Origin of the sequence: Aquamicrobium sp. NLF2-7, assembly GCF_022359935.1 — a bacterium.
Taxonomy (GTDB): domain Bacteria; phylum Pseudomonadota; class Alphaproteobacteria; order Rhizobiales; family Rhizobiaceae; genus Mesorhizobium; species Mesorhizobium lusatiense.
Map to the genome: position 1 here is coordinate 1,837,378 of NZ_JAKSED010000001.1, position 15,612 is coordinate 1,852,989.

Annotated in this window: 19 protein-coding genes and 1 tRNA gene; 10 read left to right on the plus strand and 10 right to left on the minus strand. The window is 62.9% G+C overall.

Features of this window, described 5'->3' with window-relative positions:
* The first annotated feature begins 29 nt into the window (after positions 1 to 29).
* Positions 30 to 644, plus strand: a complete 615-nt coding sequence (locus tag MIC97_RS09120; protein ID WP_239799762.1) for a TetR/AcrR family transcriptional regulator — start codon at positions 30 to 32, stop codon at positions 642 to 644.
* Here the strand turns inward: MIC97_RS09120 and MIC97_RS09125 are convergent.
* The 5 genes from MIC97_RS09125 to MIC97_RS09145 all read right to left on the minus strand — a co-directional run bounded on the left by MIC97_RS09125 (position 641) and on the right by MIC97_RS09145 (position 5,158).
* Entirely contained in the window at positions 641 to 2,695 is a 2,055-nt protein-coding gene (locus MIC97_RS09125; RefSeq protein WP_239799763.1) for a M3 family metallopeptidase, read from the minus strand. The genes MIC97_RS09120 and MIC97_RS09125 overlap by 4 nt on opposite strands.
* Positions 2,696 to 2,799: 104 nt before the next feature.
* The gene (locus MIC97_RS09130; RefSeq protein ID WP_239799764.1) at positions 2,800 to 3,213 is read right to left on the minus strand and encodes a DUF4440 domain-containing protein; all 414 of its coding nucleotides are present in this window, start codon (positions 3,211 to 3,213) and stop codon (positions 2,800 to 2,802) included.
* Positions 3,214 to 3,260: 47 nt separating this feature from the next.
* A complete protein-coding gene (locus MIC97_RS09135; protein WP_183824743.1) occupies positions 3,261 to 3,902 on the minus strand; it encodes a carbonic anhydrase in 642 nt (213 codons plus the stop codon).
* 128 nt (positions 3,903 to 4,030) lie between these two features.
* On the minus strand, positions 4,031 to 4,897 hold the full coding sequence (gene pdxY / locus MIC97_RS09140; RefSeq protein ID WP_239799765.1) for a pyridoxal kinase PdxY: 867 nt from the start codon (positions 4,895 to 4,897) through the stop codon (positions 4,031 to 4,033).
* A 3-nt stretch (positions 4,898 to 4,900) separates the two neighbouring features.
* Positions 4,901 to 5,158 (minus strand): hypothetical protein, encoded by a 258-nt coding sequence (locus MIC97_RS09145; RefSeq protein WP_239799766.1) that lies wholly within the window; start codon positions 5,156 to 5,158, stop codon positions 4,901 to 4,903.
* 149 nt (positions 5,159 to 5,307) lie between these two features.
* On the opposite strand from MIC97_RS09145, the gene MIC97_RS09150 reads away from it, so the two are divergent.
* From MIC97_RS09150 to ppa, 5 genes are all read left to right on the plus strand, one after another.
* Positions 5,308 to 5,961, plus strand: a complete 654-nt coding sequence (locus MIC97_RS09150) for a LemA family protein (RefSeq protein WP_239799767.1) — start codon at positions 5,308 to 5,310, stop codon at positions 5,959 to 5,961.
* Between the two features lie 88 nt (positions 5,962 to 6,049).
* Positions 6,050 to 6,850, plus strand: coding sequence for a YgcG family protein (locus MIC97_RS09155; RefSeq protein ID WP_239801075.1), 801 nt, complete (start codon positions 6,050 to 6,052; stop codon positions 6,848 to 6,850).
* Entirely contained in the window at positions 6,851 to 7,489 is a 639-nt protein-coding gene (locus MIC97_RS09160) for a TPM domain-containing protein (RefSeq protein ID WP_239799768.1), read from the plus strand.
* An 88-nt stretch (positions 7,490 to 7,577) separates the two neighbouring features.
* The gene (locus tag MIC97_RS09165; protein WP_183824760.1) at positions 7,578 to 8,084 is read left to right on the plus strand and encodes a GNAT family N-acetyltransferase; all 507 of its coding nucleotides are present in this window, start codon (positions 7,578 to 7,580) and stop codon (positions 8,082 to 8,084) included.
* Between the two features lie 247 nt (positions 8,085 to 8,331).
* On the plus strand, positions 8,332 to 8,865 hold the full coding sequence (gene ppa, locus MIC97_RS09170; protein ID WP_239799769.1) for an inorganic diphosphatase: 534 nt from the start codon (positions 8,332 to 8,334) through the stop codon (positions 8,863 to 8,865).
* A gap of 32 nt (positions 8,866 to 8,897) precedes the next feature.
* Here ppa and MIC97_RS09175 read toward each other — a convergent pair whose 3' ends face one another.
* Positions 8,898 to 9,212, minus strand: a complete 315-nt coding sequence (locus MIC97_RS09175) for a DUF167 family protein (RefSeq protein WP_239799770.1) — start codon at positions 9,210 to 9,212, stop codon at positions 8,898 to 8,900.
* Positions 9,213 to 9,220: 8 nt separating this feature from the next.
* The gene (locus MIC97_RS09180; RefSeq protein WP_239799771.1) at positions 9,221 to 9,511 is read right to left on the minus strand and encodes a YggT family protein; all 291 of its coding nucleotides are present in this window, start codon (positions 9,509 to 9,511) and stop codon (positions 9,221 to 9,223) included.
* Between the two features lie 143 nt (positions 9,512 to 9,654).
* Between MIC97_RS09180 and MIC97_RS09185 the strand changes: the two genes are divergently transcribed.
* The 3 genes from MIC97_RS09185 (at position 9,655) to MIC97_RS09195 (ending at position 12,139) form a co-directional block, all read left to right on the plus strand.
* A tRNA-Ala gene (locus MIC97_RS09185) sits at positions 9,655 to 9,730 on the plus strand.
* Between the two features lie 123 nt (positions 9,731 to 9,853).
* Positions 9,854 to 10,015 carry a hypothetical protein gene (locus MIC97_RS09190; protein ID WP_239799772.1) on the plus strand — a complete coding sequence of 54 codons (162 nt, stop codon included), beginning with the start codon at positions 9,854 to 9,856 and terminating at the stop codon, positions 10,013 to 10,015.
* A 201-nt stretch (positions 10,016 to 10,216) separates the two neighbouring features.
* The gene (locus MIC97_RS09195) at positions 10,217 to 12,139 is read left to right on the plus strand and encodes a bifunctional diguanylate cyclase/phosphodiesterase (RefSeq protein ID WP_239799773.1); all 1,923 of its coding nucleotides are present in this window, start codon (positions 10,217 to 10,219) and stop codon (positions 12,137 to 12,139) included.
* 27 nt (positions 12,140 to 12,166) lie between these two features.
* On the opposite strand, the gene MIC97_RS09200 is transcribed toward MIC97_RS09195, so the two are convergent.
* Positions 12,167 to 13,630, minus strand: coding sequence for an aminotransferase class V-fold PLP-dependent enzyme (locus MIC97_RS09200; RefSeq protein WP_239799774.1), 1,464 nt, complete (start codon positions 13,628 to 13,630; stop codon positions 12,167 to 12,169).
* Between the two features lie 116 nt (positions 13,631 to 13,746).
* Between MIC97_RS09200 and MIC97_RS09205 the strand changes: the two genes are divergently transcribed.
* Positions 13,747 to 14,232 carry an Lrp/AsnC family transcriptional regulator gene (locus MIC97_RS09205; protein WP_239799775.1) on the plus strand — a complete coding sequence of 162 codons (486 nt, stop codon included), beginning with the start codon at positions 13,747 to 13,749 and terminating at the stop codon, positions 14,230 to 14,232.
* A gap of 59 nt (positions 14,233 to 14,291) precedes the next feature.
* Here the strand turns inward: MIC97_RS09205 and cydX are convergent, their stop codons facing one another.
* Together cydX and cydB are read right to left on the minus strand one after the other, a co-directional pair.
* Complete coding sequence (gene cydX, locus MIC97_RS09210; protein WP_239799776.1) at positions 14,292 to 14,432, minus strand: cytochrome bd-I oxidase subunit CydX; 141 nt, start codon at positions 14,430 to 14,432, stop codon at positions 14,292 to 14,294.
* Positions 14,433 to 14,449: 17 nt separating this feature from the next.
* Entirely contained in the window at positions 14,450 to 15,607 is a 1,158-nt protein-coding gene (cydB, locus tag MIC97_RS09215) for a cytochrome d ubiquinol oxidase subunit II (protein WP_239799777.1), read from the minus strand.
* Positions 15,608 to 15,612: the final 5 nt, after the last annotated feature.

A 15,612-nucleotide genomic window follows, 5' to 3' on the forward strand; every position in this document is an offset into this window, starting at 1 on the left:
TCGGTAACATTGTCAAGTGAACTTCGCTGATGGCACAGAACAGCAAAATTGAAGGCCAAGCCGGAAAAGATCGCCAGCCGGCGGCGGCAAAGCGGATTCTCGATGTCGCGCGCGACCTGTTCTACCGGCAGGGCATCAGGGCGATCGGCGTCGACGAGATCGTCAGGACGGCGGGCGTCGCCAAGCCCAGCCTTTACCGCGCCTTTTCCTCCAAGGACGAACTGGCCGCCTCCTATCTGAGGCAATATGACCGCGAATTCTGGGAGCGGTTCGACGACGCTGTGGCGGCGCATCCCGGCGACCCGCGCGCCCAGATCCTTGCCTTCCTCACCCGCGTCGGCCAGCGCACGCAGACCCCTGCCTATCGCGGCTGCGGCATGACCAATGCGGCGGTGGAATATCCTCAAGCCGACCATCCGGCCCGCAGGGTGAGCGAGGACAACAAGCGCGAACTGCGCCGGCGCCTGCGCGAAATGGCGCGCGGCATGGGCGCGGCCGATGCCGACACACTCGGCGACGGCCTGCTGCTGCTGATCGAAGGCGCCTATATTTCCGGCCAGCTCTTCGGTGCCGGCGGTCCGGCACAAGCCGTCGCCCGCAATGCCGAACTGCTGATCGATGCGAGCCCGAAGGCTGGTGGCTAGACCAGCCCGCGCTTGGCCATCATCGCCTCGGGCGACGGCATCTTGCCCCGGAATGCCGTGTAAAGCGCTTCCGGATCTTTCGAGCCGCCGGCCGAATAGATGTTTTCGCGCAAGCGCCTGGCCAGTTCCGGATTGAAGGGATCGCCGCTTTCCTCGAAGGCGGAGAAGGCGTCCGCATCGAGCACTTCCGACCACATGTAGGAATAGTAGCCGGCTGAGTAACCGTCACCTGAGAACACATGGGAAAAATGCGGCGTGCGGTGGCGCATGGCGATGGTGTCGGGCATGTCGAGCCCGGCCAGCGTCTCGGCCTCGAAGGCCAGCGGCTCCTGCGGCGCGTCCGGCCTCGCGTGATAGGCCATGTCAACCAGCGCCGAAGCGGTAAACTCGACCGTGGCGAAGCCGGCTCCGAACGTCTGCGCCGCCAGCATCTTGTCGAGCAGCGCCTTCGGCATCGCACTGCCGTCGCGGTAATGCAGCGCGTGCTTTTCCAGCACGGCAGGCACTGTCAGCCAGTGCTCGTAAAGCTGTGAGGGAAGTTCCACGAAATCGCGGCTGACGGAGGTGCCCGACACGCTCGGCCACGTCACTTCGGTCAGCATGCCGTGCAACGCATGGCCGAATTCATGGAACAGAGTTCTGGCCTCATCCATGGACAGCAGCGCCGGCTCGCCCTTCGGCGGTTTGGCGAAATTCATGATGTTGTAGATGATCGGCGTCGAGCCATCGCCCAGCCTGTAGCCGGACTGCAATGAACTCATCCACGCGCCCGAGCGCTTCGATGAACGCGCGAAATAATCGGCCAGGAACAGGCCGCGCTCCGAACCGTCGGCGTTCTTCACCACGAAGACGCGCACATCCTCATGCCATCCGGCGATGCCGGTCTTTTCCTCGAAGCTGATGCCGAACAGGCGGCCGGCCACGTCGAAACACGCGGCAATGATGCGCTCAAGCTGGAGATAGGGTTTCAGCTCGGCCTCGTCGAAGGCGAATTTCTCGGCGCGCAGCTTCTCCTGATAATAACGCCAGTCCCATGCCGCGAAAGGCTCGTTGCTGCCGGCCTCTGTCGCCAGCCGCTCCAGTTCCTTCTGGTCCTCGCCGGCCTTTTCCAGCGCCTTCTTCCACACCGGGGCGAGCAGGTCGTGCACCGCCTTCGGTGTCTTGGCCATGGTGTCGTCGAGCTTCAGCGCGGCAAAGCTGTCATAGCCGAGCAGCTTCGCCTTTTCGGCACGCAGCTTCAGCGTATCGCGCACCAGCGCGGTGTTGTCGCTCGCGCCGCCATTCTGCCCGCGCGAGGTGAAAGCGCGCCACGCCGCCTCGCGCAGATCGCGGCGCTCTGAGAAGGTGGTGAAGGGCTCGTAGATCGAGCGCGACAGCGTCACCGCATAGCGACCCTCCTGCCCCCGCGCGGCAGCCGCTTCGGCCATCGCGCTTTTCAGGAAATCCGGCAGGCCGGCGAGGTCGCCCGCGTCGAGGAACAATGCCCAGTCGCGCTCGTCGGCCAGCACGTTCTGGCCGAAGCCGGTGCCGAGCGACGACAGTTCCTCGTTGATGGCCGCAAGCCGCTTCTTGCCGTCGGCGTCAAGCCTTGCGCCGGAACGCACGAAGCCCTTCCAGCTCTTTTCCAGAACGCGCAGCGTTTCCGCATCGAGGCCCAGATCGGCGCGCTTCGCATACAGCGCATCGATGCGGGCAAACAGCTCTTCGTTCATGGAGATGGCCGAGAAATGCCGCGACATCTTCGGCGAAATCTCGCGCTCCAGCTTCTGGATGGCCTCATTGGTATTGGCGCCCGCCTTGCACCAGAAAATCGATGCAACCCGCTCCAGCGCCTGACCGGAAAGCTCAAGGGCTGCCAGCGTGTTCTCTATCGTCGGCTCTTCTGCATTGCCGGCGATGGCCTCGATCTCGGCTTCGTGAGCGGCGAAGGCTGCGTCGAACACCGGCCCGAAATCGGCATCGGAAATGCGGGTGAAATCAGGCAGGCCAAGCGGCCCGTTCCATGCCGTGAGCGGATGGGCGGCAAGGTCGATTGTCTTTGCAGAGGACATGAAACAACTTTCGGCGATTGAATTCTCGTACCGCCGATGTAGGCCCGCCGGCCGCTCTCTGCAACCGTTGCCCGGCCGTGCTCGGGGCCATGCTCAGGCCGGGCTCAGTAACCGTCGCAATTGTCGGCGACTTCGGCCTGCGAACTCGCCGTGATGCGTCCGTCGCTCACCGCGAACGTTTCCTGCATCAGCATGCGGTTGTCGGGAAAGTCGTAGCAGACCATGACGGTGGTGACGCCCTCATCCTGCTTCTCCACCCGGTGGCGGATGGAGGCGCCGGTGACGGCGTTCTCCCACTCGTCCATGGAATCGAGAAATTCCTGCTTGTCCTGAATAACGTCGAGATCATCGAGACTGATGCGGGCGTCGTCGGCGAGTAGTTCGGCGAGTGTGTCGCGGTCGGCCGTGAGCAGCGCGGCATACCAGCGCTCGATGACCTGATTATCGGCTCGCGCGCCGCCGGCCGCGAGCAGAAGTGCCGCAGTCAACGCCAGCAGGGCCCTCTTCACGGAAGACATGGCCAGTTCCCCGAACGATTCTCTTCCCGCATCAAACGCGAAAAGGGTCAGCCAAGTTCCGGCCGCTCGAAATCGCCGGTTTCCTTGTTCATCACCCACAATTCGCCGGTGGAGATGTCGAACCATGCGCCGTATAGCGTCAGCCGGCCCTTGCTCTCCAGTATGTTCACGCACGGGAAAGTGCGCAGATTGGCAAGCGAATAGCGGATGGAGATGCGTTCCAGCGCCGTCTGCCGTTCGGAAGCCGTCATCAGCGTGCTGGATGCCACGGTTTCGGCGGCCGGGCCGATCATGCTCATCCACTTGCCGATGAAATCTCCGGGAGAAAGCGGCGCATTGTTGCTGAGGGCCGCCTTGATGCCGCCGCAACGGCCATGGCCCATGACCACGATGTTCTTGACCTTCAGGCTCTGCACCGCGAATTCGAGCGCCGCTGAGGTGGCATGGAATTCTCCATCCGGCTCATAGGGCGGAACCAGATTGGCCACGTTGCGCAAAACGAACAGCTCGCCCGGTCCGCTGTCGAAAATGGTTTCAGGTGCGGAACGCGAGTCGCAGCAGGCGACGATCATCGTATCAGGATGCTGCCCCTCCCGCGCCAGCGAGACATATCGGCCACTCTCGGAAGCGTAGCGGCCCTGCATGAAATTGCGGTAGCCGTTGAGGAGGTGTTCGGGCAGATGGGTCATGGCCGGCGGTTGCTTTCCGTTGGGGATGGCGGACAGCCTGTGTTGGCTGGGGCCGGTCTAACGGGAAAGAGGCCTGCCGATCAACGAAGAATCGCAACGCAGGCCGAATAAAATGCTGACCGCCGGCGTTACACGGCCTGCAATTGCCGCACCGAAACTTCCGTTTCGGGATGCCGGAGGCTGTGGGCATCCGTCTCGATCTGCAACTCGTTGCTGCCGCGCTGCGCCGCTCTTTTCAGCACCTCATAGACCGAAGCCGTCGTTGCGTGCAGGGCCTCCTGCGCGGTATCGCCGCCAAGCACATGCGCCAGATAGAGCGAGGCCGTGAGGTCTCCGACGCCGTTCGGCGGATTGCGCACCAGATCATGTTCGGCGAACATTTCCTGCTCGCCCTCCACCAGCAGATTGCCGACGCGACCGGCAATCGCGGCGGGTGAAGACGTCACCAGCATGGTGCGCGGTGGCGCGGCGCGCGCTGCCTGCGCCAGCGACGGCAGATCGGTCAGCTCGCGCCCGCTCATCCACGCCAGTTCATAACGGTTGGGCGTAGCGATATCGGCAAGCGGCATGAGCTGGTCGCGCATCGCCTCGGCCACCGCCTGCGGCACATAGAGGCCGCCCACATCGCCCATGACCGGATCGCACACGTAAAGCGCGTCCGGATTGCGCTGCTTCACGGCACGCACCAGCGAAGCGACCGCATCGGCCTGCCGGTAATCGCCAAGAAAGCCGGACAGCACACCCCTGACCTCACCCAGCCACTTCGAGCCCTCAAGGTCCCTGAGCAAGGCCGCGAACTGTTCGGGCGGCGCCACGATCTTCGTTCCCGGTCCGTGACCCAGGTGCCAGGGCAGCATGACCGTCGGCACGGCCCACACCGGGAAACCCAGCGTCTCCAGCGCGAACACCGCCGCGCGGTTGCCCACGGTGCCGCGCGCGACATGACTGGAAATGACGATGACGGCCGGCTTCGGCACGGGAAGATGCGAGGTCATGCTTTATCCGTTGCTGACGAGAAGGCGGAACAGCCACACGGCCAGACCGATCATGATCACCATGCCCAGCACACGGCCGATGCGTGTGCCCCATGTTTCTATGCGATCGGACTGGTCGGCATCGACAGCCGTCAGATGATCGTGCGCACGCTTCGACACGCGCGCGGCCAGCGAAGACTGGCCGGGGCCGGCCTCGCTTGCGATCCCTTTCAGAATGCGGCGCGATTCCTGTTCCCGCCTGTCATTCCTGTCTGCTGCCATAACGATATCCCTGACATGGGCCATTCGTTCCGAAGCCATGGTATCGGCTCTTCTTTGCCTATAACACGGCTGTCGCACATGGCGGGCATTTTCTCCGCGTCTGTTTGTGCTATTTCTTGGTCCACCATCCGCAGCTGAGAGACCTGCCCATGCCCGTTCAGTCCATTGCCGCCCGCCGCCACCCCCTGCCTTTTGCGCTGCGCACCATGCCCACGCTCCTGATCATGGCACTGTTGCTGCCGCTTCTGGCCGGCTGCGGCTACAACACGATCCCCACGGCGGAAGAAAACGCCAAGGCGGCATGGAGCGAGGTCCTCAACCAGTATCAGCGCCGCGCCGACCTCATCCCCAATCTGGTCGAGACCGTGAAGGGCTACGCCAGCCACGAAAAGGACGTGCTTGAAGGCGTGGTCGAAGCGCGCGCCAAAGCCACGCAGGTGACCGTCACGCCCGAAACGCTGTCCGACCCCAATGCCTTCAAGGCGTTTCAGGAAAATCAGGCCGGCCTGACCAGCGCGCTGTCGCGCCTGCTGGCCGTGGTCGAGAACTATCCCGACCTGAAGGCGAACCAGAATTTCCTTGCCCTGCAGGCCCAGCTTGAAGGCACCGAGAACCGCATCGCCGTCGCCCGCCGCGACTACATTCAGGCGGTGCGCGACTACAACCTCACCCTGCGCACCTTCCCCTCGGTGATCTGGGCGACCCTGTGGTTCCGTTCCAACCAGCCATTCCAGAACTTCACCGTGGACGAGGACAAGATGCAGGCCCCGCGGGTGAACTTCGGCACCGGTCAGGGCGGCTGAGCGTCCGCGCGCGCTGATCTGGCAAGGTGAGTTGATGACCCGGCACTGCCTCGCATCGGAGCGGGCCCCACACCGTGGTTTCAGGAAGATGCTGGCCATCTTCCTGATGGGGTTGTTGCTGCCTGCCGTGGCGCTGGGCGCCGCCCTGCCCGCCCTCACCGGCCGCGTGGTCGATCAGGCCGGCATGATCGATGCCGCCACCCGCGTCCTGTTGGAGCAGAAGCTGGCGGATTTCGAGAAAGAAGGTTCGGACCAGATCGTCGTCGCGACGGTGGAAGACCTCGACGGAGAGGCCATCGAGCCCTACGCCAACCGGCTGTTCCGGGAGTGGAAGCTCGGGCAGGCCGGCGAGAACAACGGCGTCCTGCTGCTGATTTCGCGCGATGACCGCAAGATGCGCATCGAGGTCGGCTACGGCCTCGAAGGTACGCTCACCGACCTGCACAGCCGGCTGATCATCGAAAACGATCTGGTGCCGGCATTCCGCGCCGGCGACTTTTCCGGCGGCATCGAAAAGGCCATCGACGACATCATCATGGTGCTGCACGGCAATCCGGAGGAACTGGAGGCGCGCGGCAGGCGCAACCCGGCCAGCGGCAACGACATCGAGGACTGGATTCCGGTCCTGTTTATCACCATCTGGGCGATCCTGTTCTTCGGCGGCTTCGCCATGGCGATCCTGCCGCCCATCTTCGGCGAAAAGATCGGACCCGGCCGCTATCGCTGGCTCGGCATGGTCTTCGAGGTCAACCGCAGCAGCGGCTCTTCGCGCCGCTCGGGCGGTGGCGGCTGGTCATCCGGCGGCGGCGGTGGCTGGTCGTCCGGCGGCGGTGGTTTCTCGGGCGGCGGCGGCTCGTCCGGCGGCGGCGGCGCATCTGGAGGCTGGTAGATGGCGACGAAACCCATAAGCGAAGCCGACCGCGAGCGCGTGGCTGCCGCCATTCGCGAGGCGGAGGCGAAAACCGACGGCGAAATCTACTGCGTCGTCGCCCGCCAGAGCGACGGCTACTTCTTTCCCGCCGCCTGCATGGCGATGATCGGCATCCTGCTCGCCAGCCTCGCCGTCGCCTTCGTGTCCGAATACTGGTGGGTATCGATCCGCCTGCCGCATTTCATCCTCAAGCAGCTTGCCGCAGTGGCTGCCGTGCTGGCGCTTTTGTGGCTAGTGCCGGCGCTGCGCATTCATCTGGTGCCATGGCAGATGCGCCACCGTGCCGCCCGCGACAATGCACGGCGCCAGTTTCTGGGACGCAATGTGCACCGCACGGCCGGCCGCACCGGCGTGCTGATCTTCGTTTCGCTGGCCGAACGCTATGCCGAAGTCATCGCGGATGTCGGCATCGGCAGTCGCGTCGACCCACTTTTGTGGGAAGACACGATCCGCGATCTTACCGCACATGCGCATCAGGACCGGCTGGCGGACGGCTTCGTTCAGGCCATCGGATCGGTCGGATCCGTTCTGGCAGAGCATTTCCCCCTCTCGCCCGGCAACGAAAACGAACTCGACGACCATCTGATCGAAATCTGACGGACAAGACTTCCTGTGTGCAACCCGGGCAGGAAAACCGGCACGGGTCTTGCGCTCTGCCGCGCGCGGAGATTATGGTTAAGGAATTATGAAGACCCTGGCCATCGACATCCGCAGAGCCGAGCCGCGCGACGCAGTCGCAATAGCGAGCGTTCACCTTGAGGCATGGCAGGGCGCCTATGCCGGCATCATTCCCCACAAGGCCCTGACCTCGATGATCAACCGCCGCGGCAGCGACTGGTGGGCCAATGCCATCCGGCGTGCAGCCACGGTTCTCGTGGTGGAAATCGGCGGCGTCATCGCGGGCTATGCCACCATTGGGCGCAACCGCGCGCGTGAGCTTTCCCAGCAGGGCGAAATCTACGAGCTTTACCTGCGCCCCGAATATCAGGGCATCGGCCTTGGCAGCCGTCTGTTTGCCGAAGCGCGCCGCCGTCTGGCCGAACATGGCCTGAAGGGCCTCGTGGTCTGGGCTCTGGAAGAAAACGACAATGCGCTGGCCTTCTATGCGGGAGCCGGCGGCCGCGATGTCGCCGAAGGCGTCGAGATCTTCGAGCAGAAAGCCCTGAAGAAGGTCGCTTTCATCTGGGAGTGACCTGCAGACGCTTCGCTCTCCACTCCTGCTGAACGCTCGATTGCAACAGCCGGCGTCTTTTTCGGGATCAAATGTGCAATCGGTTCGTTCCGTCGCATTGCCTGCGACGGAAAGCCCCGCTATTGCGACGCGCAGGACGTGATGCTGCGTCGTTTCAGGATGCAGTCTCTCCCTGATTTTCATCTCGTTCCCGCAACGACACCCGCCGGTGCCGTGCCGGGAATTCTGCAAACCAAGAGGCCCAGACATGCGCATCGACGCCATATCGCCCGGAAACAACCCTCCGGAAGACGTCAACGTCATTATCGAGGTTCCGGTCGGCGGCGAGCCGATCAAGTACGAAATGGACAAGGAAGCCGGCACGCTGTTCGTCGACCGCTTCCTCTACACGCCGATGCGCTATCCCGGGAATTACGGCTTCGTGCCGCATACGCTGTCCGGCGACGGCGATCCGGTCGACGTTCTGGTTTGCAATACCCGCGCGCTGGTGCCGGGTTGCGTGATCAATGCGCGCCCGATCGGCGTCCTGATCATGGAAGACAATGCCGGTCAGGATGAGAAGATCATCGCCGTGCCGTCCCCGCACATCACCAAGCGCTACGAAAACGTCCACGACTATACCGACCTGCCGCAGATCTCGCTCGACCAGATCGCGCACTTCTTCCAGCACTACAAGGATCTGGAACCCGGCAAGTGGGTCAAGATCGGCGGCTGGCACGGTGCGGACCGCGCCCGTCAGATGATCGTCGAAGGCCTCGAGCGCGCCCGCGCCTCGAAGTAAGCTTTTTCAGCAGACCCCGTTAGGTGACACCATCACCGCGACAGGGTCTGCTCCAGCTTCTGCTGAAGCGTCAGCGGCTCTCCGCTTATCCGCACCGTCTTGAGCCGCGCGGTTCCCCCCGCCACCACCTGCACCGTCGTCGCAGGCACGCCAAGGCTCTTTGCAACCAGCTTTTCCAGCGCCATGTTGGCAGCTCCCTTTTCGGGTACTGCACGAACGCGCGCCTTGAGGTAAATCTTCCCGTCAGCTGAAGCTTCGACGCCGCCCAGCTCGTCCTTCGACGATTTCGGCGTAAGCCGTACATAGAGGTCGAGCCCGTCGTCCCGAAGCCTGCATGGCAGATCCACTACCTGTCCTACAGGAACAGAGGCGCCACGCTCATCAGCAGGAACTGGCGTACGAAGAACAGCACCAGCAGCAGGATGATCGGCGAGATGTCGATGCCGCCAAGGTCCGGCATGAAACGGCGGATCGGCCGCAGCGCCGGCTCGGTCAGCCTAAACAGCATATTGCCGATGGTTCCGACGAACTGGTTGCGCGGATTGACGACGTTGAACGCATAGAGCCAGGAGAAGATGGCCGAGGCGATGATGATCCACCAGTAGAGGTCAAGCGCCAGGACGACAGTCTGGATAAGGGCGATCATGCGGGTCTCCGATTGTTGACGACATGTAGCCATTGCGGCCCGGACCGGCAAGTCCTGCATGGCCTCGGCTTTGCGGGCGAAAACACAAAATTGCACGCTTGACAGTTTTCGCCCGCCGCACATAAATGCGCCATCCTGCTGATGGGGCTGTAGCTCAGCTGGGAGAGCGCGTCGTTCGCAATGACGAGGTCAGGGGTTCGATCCCCCTCAGCTCCACCAACTTCCCTGATTCCGGGCCGTGGCGGATCAGCTTCTTCTTGCCGGCTTTATGTCATGACAATGCTTGAGTGATGTGGCTCCTGTCGCTATACCGGCTTCATGACGGGTCAAGAAAAATCTCAGTTGCAGAACCTTTCGAAGATGCTGCGCAAGGAGCAGGCCGCTCTGCTGCTGGAAGCAGCCAGAAACAAAGCGCTGCCAAGCAACAGCACCATTCAGCGCGTTGCCTATCTGGAACTCAATATCGCCGCCATCGAGAACACGATCGCCGATCCCGTCGGCTGATGACGACGCTGCGGCCGATGTCTGCACGATCTTCAGATTGAGTGAACAACAGCTGAGGCTCGCGTCGTTTACCCTAACAGAACAAATCGCACGAATTCCCCATAAACCGGATTTTCATTCCGCATGATGGCTTGCCGTGATGGCGGGTGAAAGCGTTAATGCGTTCTTCAACCTGCTACCGTATCAGACGGCGGGATGAGAGTGTCAAAGCGCGCGAACGAGATGCCATTTCCGGCAGGACAAAAAGGGGTTGAGCTGGGCGTTCTGCGCGATCAGCTCGCTGATCTGCGAGCCAGCCTTCTCATTTCGATGCCCATCAGCACCGTGCTTTCCGTGCTGATCGTTCTTGTCAAATCCATTTCCGGCGCCGACTGGACGACGCTCGCCTGGCTCGTGATCGTGAACGTGGTCAATGGCGCGCGCATTCTCCTGGCGCTGCGCCAGCCGCAGGATGAAGAGCTGGAAAAACAGGACTACGCAACGCTCTCGAAATGGCTGCGCGGCTACATGGCGCTGGCATTTCTGGCGGGCGTTGCCTGGGCATATGTCGCCGTTATCTCGGACGGCTTCACGGCTCCCGAAACACCCGTTTATCTGGTCATCGTTGCCGGCATCTCGGCCGGCGCGGTATCTTACAGTGCCTGCTATGCGGCGCTTCCCATTCTGTTCATGGCTCCCCCGCTGCTTGCGGTCGTGGTGTGCATGATCATGGGTGGAGAGCTCGACGACTACGTTCTCGCCTTCACGAGCACGCTGTTTTTCGGAGGGCTGGTGAAAAGCTCCTTCCTCGGGCAGGAGCGTTTTCGCGAAACGAGCAGGCTCAAATATGAAGCCAATCACCATGCCGGTAAAATGGAGAAGAATTCCAGAGAAGACCCGCTTACGGGTCTTCTGAACAGGCGCGGACTTGAGCAGGCCGTCAGTCGCCTGAAACCTGCGGATGGCCCCTTCACGGCGATGCTCATCGATCTCGATGGCTTCAAATCGGTAAACGACACCTACGGCCACCGCGTCGGCGACGATCTGCTTCTGAAGATCGCGGGACGGATAAGGGCCGAGGCCCCGGCCGAGGCCACTCTGGCGCGCGTGGGCGGCGACGAATTCGTCCTGCTTTTCGGGCGCGCGGCCGCAGCCGATACCGAGCAGCTCGCCCTGCGCATCATCGCCTCGATTTCGCGGCCCTATGCCGGCATCAATTCCATTCAGGTCGGCGCGTCCGTCGGCATCCATGTTGCCGATGATCCGCATCTCACGCATATGCTGCTGCGCGCGGATTTTGCTCTCTACACGGCAAAGGACAGGGGGCGGAACAATCTGTGCATCTTCGATACCGTGCTTGAGGGGGCCTTCAGACGCCAGCAATGCATCGAACGCGACCTGAAGGCCGCGCTGGCATCGGGAGAGCTGCAAAGCTGGTATCAGCCAATCGTACGCCTCGACACGCGCAGGATCGTCGGCTTCGAAAGCCTGCTGCGCTGGGAGCATCCCGAGCATGGGCAGATTGCGCCGCCCGAGATCATCACGACCGCGCGAACCACAGGCCTGCTGCCGGCACTTACTGAAACAGTCTTCTGGAACGCCTGCGACATGATGGACAGGCTGCGCGAGGAAGGCAGAAGCGGGATCCGTATCGCCATCAACATTTCCCCCCGGGAACTCGAAGCAGCCGACATCGACACCATGATCCTCGCAGGTCTGGCCGAACGCGGATTGACGACTTCGATGCTGGAAATCGAGATCACCGAGGAAGCCCCCGTCGATCTGGGGCGCGTCGGCGAAAAACTCGGCCGGCTGGCCCGCGCCGGCATCTCGATCGTGCTGGATGATTTCGGGGCCGGATTTTCCACGCTGGCCTCCCTCAAGGACGGCCGCATTTCCAAGGTCAAGATTGACCGCAGCTTTGCCAACGATCTGGCAGGCGCCAAGGAAAGCCGCCTGCTGATGAAAGCGGTCATAGACCTCGCGCAGACGCTTGGCATCGAGGTGATGGCGGAAGGCGTGGAAACCCCGGATCAGGCGCGCATCCTGCAATCGATGGGCTGCGCATGCGCACAGGGGTACCTGTTCTCGCCTGCGCTGCCGATCGAGAAGGCACTGGCGCTGCAACGCGTTGGCGTGGCCTGAAACCGGCTTGCTGCGGGAAGCGCCCGCTCAGGCCGATTTTGCGGGGAAGAAGATCGCCCGGCCGGGATCGAAGTCATAGCGCGGCGCATGGATGGCGGCATCGCCGGCCATCTGCCTCACCGCATCAATGATGTAGTCCGCCTTGTCATCGTCGAGCAGAACGCTGAAGTTCAGCCGCGTGAAACCCGGCTTCGCCATCTCGTCTCCGGACAGGATCGCCTGCCGCAACTCCTGCGCGCGTCCCTCATCGATCGACAGCAGTCTCAGCACGTAAGGACCGGCGCAGGCGCAGCCGCCACGCGCCTGAATGCCGAAACGGTCGCTCAGCATGCGCGTCACCAGTTGCTGATGCACATAGCCACCCCGGCCGTCCCGAATGCGAAACGAGAACACCGGCAACCGGCCCGGCACGGGCAGGCCAAGCAGTTCGAGATTTTCGACGCCCTGCCACGCGCGCGCGGCACGGCCAGCCAGTTCGCTGTTGCGGCGCTGCATGAAGTCCGCGCCGATCGCTTCCTTGACGAGGACGGAAAGCGCAGCGCGGATATCACCCACCACATTCGGGGTGCCGGCTTCTTCGCGTGCTTCGAGATTGCCGCTGTAGTCATGCGCCTGCGAGGTTACGAAACGCACCGTTCCGCCACCCGGCCAAGAGGGTTTGCTGATCGCCGCCGCATCACGCCGAACCACCAGCACGCCGGAAGCTCCGGGTCCGCCGATGAACTTGTGCGGCGACAACACGATGGCGTCGATCACCGCATCATCTTCCGGCGTCATGGCGATCGGCAGATAGGGGCCGCCGCCGGCGTAGTCCCACACCATCAGCGCGCCGGCAGCCTTCACCATCCGCGTCAGGCCCGCAACATCGGCCACGATGCCGGTCACGTTCGATGCAGCGGAAAAGGCGCAAACCGTCAGATCAAAACCTGTCTCGCCCAGAGCATCGGCAAGCATCCCCGCATCGGGACCGCCCTGCGCAGCTTCCGCGATTTCCACGATGTCGGCACCGCTTTCGCGCCATGGAAGGATGTTGGAATGGTGCTCGTAGGGGCCGATGATGACACGCACGCGCCGGCCGGACCGCACCGCCTCGGCAACGCCGAACAGGCTGACCAGCCGGTTGATGCCGGCGGTCGCGCCCGACCCGGTGAAGATGACCGCGTGGCTCTCGTCAGCGCCGCAATGACTGGCAATCACGGCACGCGCGTCGCGCCGCAAACGGGTCATGAAGCCACCGCACCAGGACGCCTCGGTATGGCTGTTGGCGTAATAGGGCAGCACCTCTTCCAGCACGAAGCGTTCCACCTGCCGCAAGGCCCGCCCCGAGGCGACATAATCGGCATAGACCATGGGCTTCGCGCCGAACGGACCGTCGATGACGGCATCCGCCCCGATCAGGCCGGCGCGCAGCTCCGCCACGATGTCTTCCCGCGCCAGTTCCTGCCGAAACCGGTCCAGCGGACTGCCGCCAAACTGCGCCGAAACCGTCATTTGCCCACCTCTGACCCATTCGAAGATACGAGATGGAAGATTCTACGCGGATTATCGGTTGAAACTTCACCTGTTTAATGCACAGAATGGCAAAAATTGGGTCACATGATCTAAGAATGGCGAAAATTGATAGCATCGACCTCAGAATTCTGAACTGCCTGCAACAGCAGGCCGGGCTGTCGCAGCGCGATCTGGCCGAGCAAGCCGGCATTTCGCAGAATGCCTGCTGGCGGCGTTTGCAGCGGCTGACGAGCGACGGCATCCTTCGCGGCTCGCATGCCGACATCGACCTCTCCGCGCTTGGGCTCGACCTGACCGTGCTCGTCATGATCCGCACGCGCCATCATTCGAAGGAATGGGCGGAACGCTTTCGCAAGCATGTCGAGAAGCTGCCGGAGGTCATCGACTTCTACCGGATCGGCGGCGACTGGGATTACATGGTGAAGGTGATCACCCGCGGCATGGCCGGCTATGACGCTTTCTATCAAAGGCTGATCACCGACTTCGATCTGGCGACCGTCACCGGTTATTTTTCGATGGAAGCGATCATCGACAACCGCCCGGTGGATCTGCTGCGCCTGCGACAGGCAGCGTCACGATAGCCCTGTCGCAGGCCATATCCGGCAACTTCCGTGTGGCGGTTGCCGGATATGGTTGTGCCTTACCTGTTCTTTTTCGGGGCCGCAGCCGGCGCCGGCGCGGCCGCCTTGGCGGCATCATCCATGAGCTCGTACCACATGGCGTTCAGCACCGCGAAAGCGGCGGCGAGCGGCAGGCCGAGCAGCCAGGCGAAATACCACATTTCACGTCTCCTTTGCGTCAGTAAGCGTGGCCGCTGCCGTCGCGGATTTCCTTCTCGTCCACCTTGCCCCACAGCACATGGTAGACCCAGCTCGTATAGGCGACGATGAGCGGGATGAAGATCGCCGTCACCACCAGCATGATGAACAGGGTGAGGTGGCTGGAAGAGGCGTCCCACACCGTCAGGCTGGAGTTGGGATCGAGCGAGGACGGCAGGATCATCGGGAACATCGACAGACCGACCGTCGAGATGATGCCGAGGATCGAGACGGCACTGGCGAGCACCGGCACGATCTCGCGCCTGCCCCGCTGCAGCGCCAGATTGGCAAGCGCCCCGACAAAGCCCAGCACCGGCGCGATGATCATCCACGGATGGTTGCCATAGTTCTCGAACCACACGCCCGATGCCCGCTCCACGGTCTTGGCGAGCGGGTTGGAGGGTCCGTCCGTCACCACCGTGCTGGTGATGTGATAGCCATCGATCCCCAGCCACAGCCAGATGCCGCCGAGCGCGAACAGGACGATCGTGGCGATCGCCGCCCCCACGCCATAGCGGCGGGCGCGCGCCGCAACCGTGCCTTCGGTCTTGAGCACCAGCCACGAGGCGCCGTGCATGACCAGCATGGCCACCGAAAGCAGCCCGCACAGCAGGCCGAACGGATTGAGCAGCTCGAACAGCGTCGTCCCGTCATAGAAGATGCGCAGATCCGTGCCGAAGCGGAACGGCACGCCCTGCAGCACATTGCCGACCGCCACGCCCATCACCAGCGCCGGCACGAGGCCGCCGATGAACAGGGCCCAGTCCCAGCCGCTGCGCCACGCGGCACTTTCGCGTTTGGAACGGTATTTGAAACCAACCGGGCGCAGGATCAGCGCGAACAGGATGGCGAACATGGCGAGGTAGAAGCCTGAGAAGGACACGGCGTAAAGCGGCGGCCAGGCGGCGAAGATCGCTCCGCCGCCGAGGATCAGCCACACCTGATTGCCTTCCCAGACGGGGCCGACCGTGTTGATGACGACGCGGCGCTCGACATCGTCCCTGCCGACGAAGGGCAGGAGCATGCCGGTGCCGAGATCGAAACCGTCCATGACGGCGAAGCCGATCAGCAGCACGCCGAGCAACAGCCACCAGATGACCCTCAGGGTCTGATAGTCGAGAAGTTCATGCAGGATCATGTCAT

What these genes read in the sequence shown, in the direction of transcription:
- MIC97_RS09120 (WP_239799762.1), top strand. Translation starts at nt 30, where the DNA reads ATGGCACAGAACAGCAAAATTGAAGGCCAAGCCGGAAAAGATCGCCAG.
- MIC97_RS09125 (WP_239799763.1), bottom strand. Translation starts at nt 2,695, where the DNA reads ATGTCCTCTGCAAAGACAATCGACCTTGCCGCCCATCCGCTCACGGCA.
- MIC97_RS09130 (WP_239799764.1), bottom strand. Translation starts at nt 3,213, where the DNA reads ATGTCTTCCGTGAAGAGGGCCCTGCTGGCGTTGACTGCGGCACTTCTG.
- MIC97_RS09135 (WP_183824743.1), bottom strand. Translation starts at nt 3,902, where the DNA reads ATGACCCATCTGCCCGAACACCTCCTCAACGGCTACCGCAATTTCATG.
- pdxY (WP_239799765.1), bottom strand. Translation starts at nt 4,897, where the DNA reads ATGACCTCGCATCTTCCCGTGCCGAAGCCGGCCGTCATCGTCATTTCC.
- MIC97_RS09145 (WP_239799766.1), bottom strand. Translation starts at nt 5,158, where the DNA reads ATGGCAGCAGACAGGAATGACAGGCGGGAACAGGAATCGCGCCGCATT.
- MIC97_RS09150 (WP_239799767.1), top strand. Translation starts at nt 5,308, where the DNA reads ATGCCCGTTCAGTCCATTGCCGCCCGCCGCCACCCCCTGCCTTTTGCG.
- MIC97_RS09155 (WP_239801075.1), top strand. Translation starts at nt 6,050, where the DNA reads ATGCTGGCCATCTTCCTGATGGGGTTGTTGCTGCCTGCCGTGGCGCTG.
- MIC97_RS09160 (WP_239799768.1), top strand. Translation starts at nt 6,851, where the DNA reads ATGGCGACGAAACCCATAAGCGAAGCCGACCGCGAGCGCGTGGCTGCC.
- MIC97_RS09165 (WP_183824760.1), top strand. Translation starts at nt 7,578, where the DNA reads ATGAAGACCCTGGCCATCGACATCCGCAGAGCCGAGCCGCGCGACGCA.
- ppa (WP_239799769.1), top strand. Translation starts at nt 8,332, where the DNA reads ATGCGCATCGACGCCATATCGCCCGGAAACAACCCTCCGGAAGACGTC.
- MIC97_RS09180 (WP_239799771.1), bottom strand. Translation starts at nt 9,511, where the DNA reads ATGATCGCCCTTATCCAGACTGTCGTCCTGGCGCTTGACCTCTACTGG.
- MIC97_RS09200 (WP_239799774.1), bottom strand. Translation starts at nt 13,630, where the DNA reads ATGACGGTTTCGGCGCAGTTTGGCGGCAGTCCGCTGGACCGGTTTCGG.
- MIC97_RS09205 (WP_239799775.1), top strand. Translation starts at nt 13,747, where the DNA reads ATGGCGAAAATTGATAGCATCGACCTCAGAATTCTGAACTGCCTGCAA.
- cydX (WP_239799776.1), bottom strand. Translation starts at nt 14,432, where the DNA reads ATGTGGTATTTCGCCTGGCTGCTCGGCCTGCCGCTCGCCGCCGCTTTC.
- cydB (WP_239799777.1), bottom strand. Translation starts at nt 15,607, where the DNA reads ATGATCCTGCATGAACTTCTCGACTATCAGACCCTGAGGGTCATCTGG.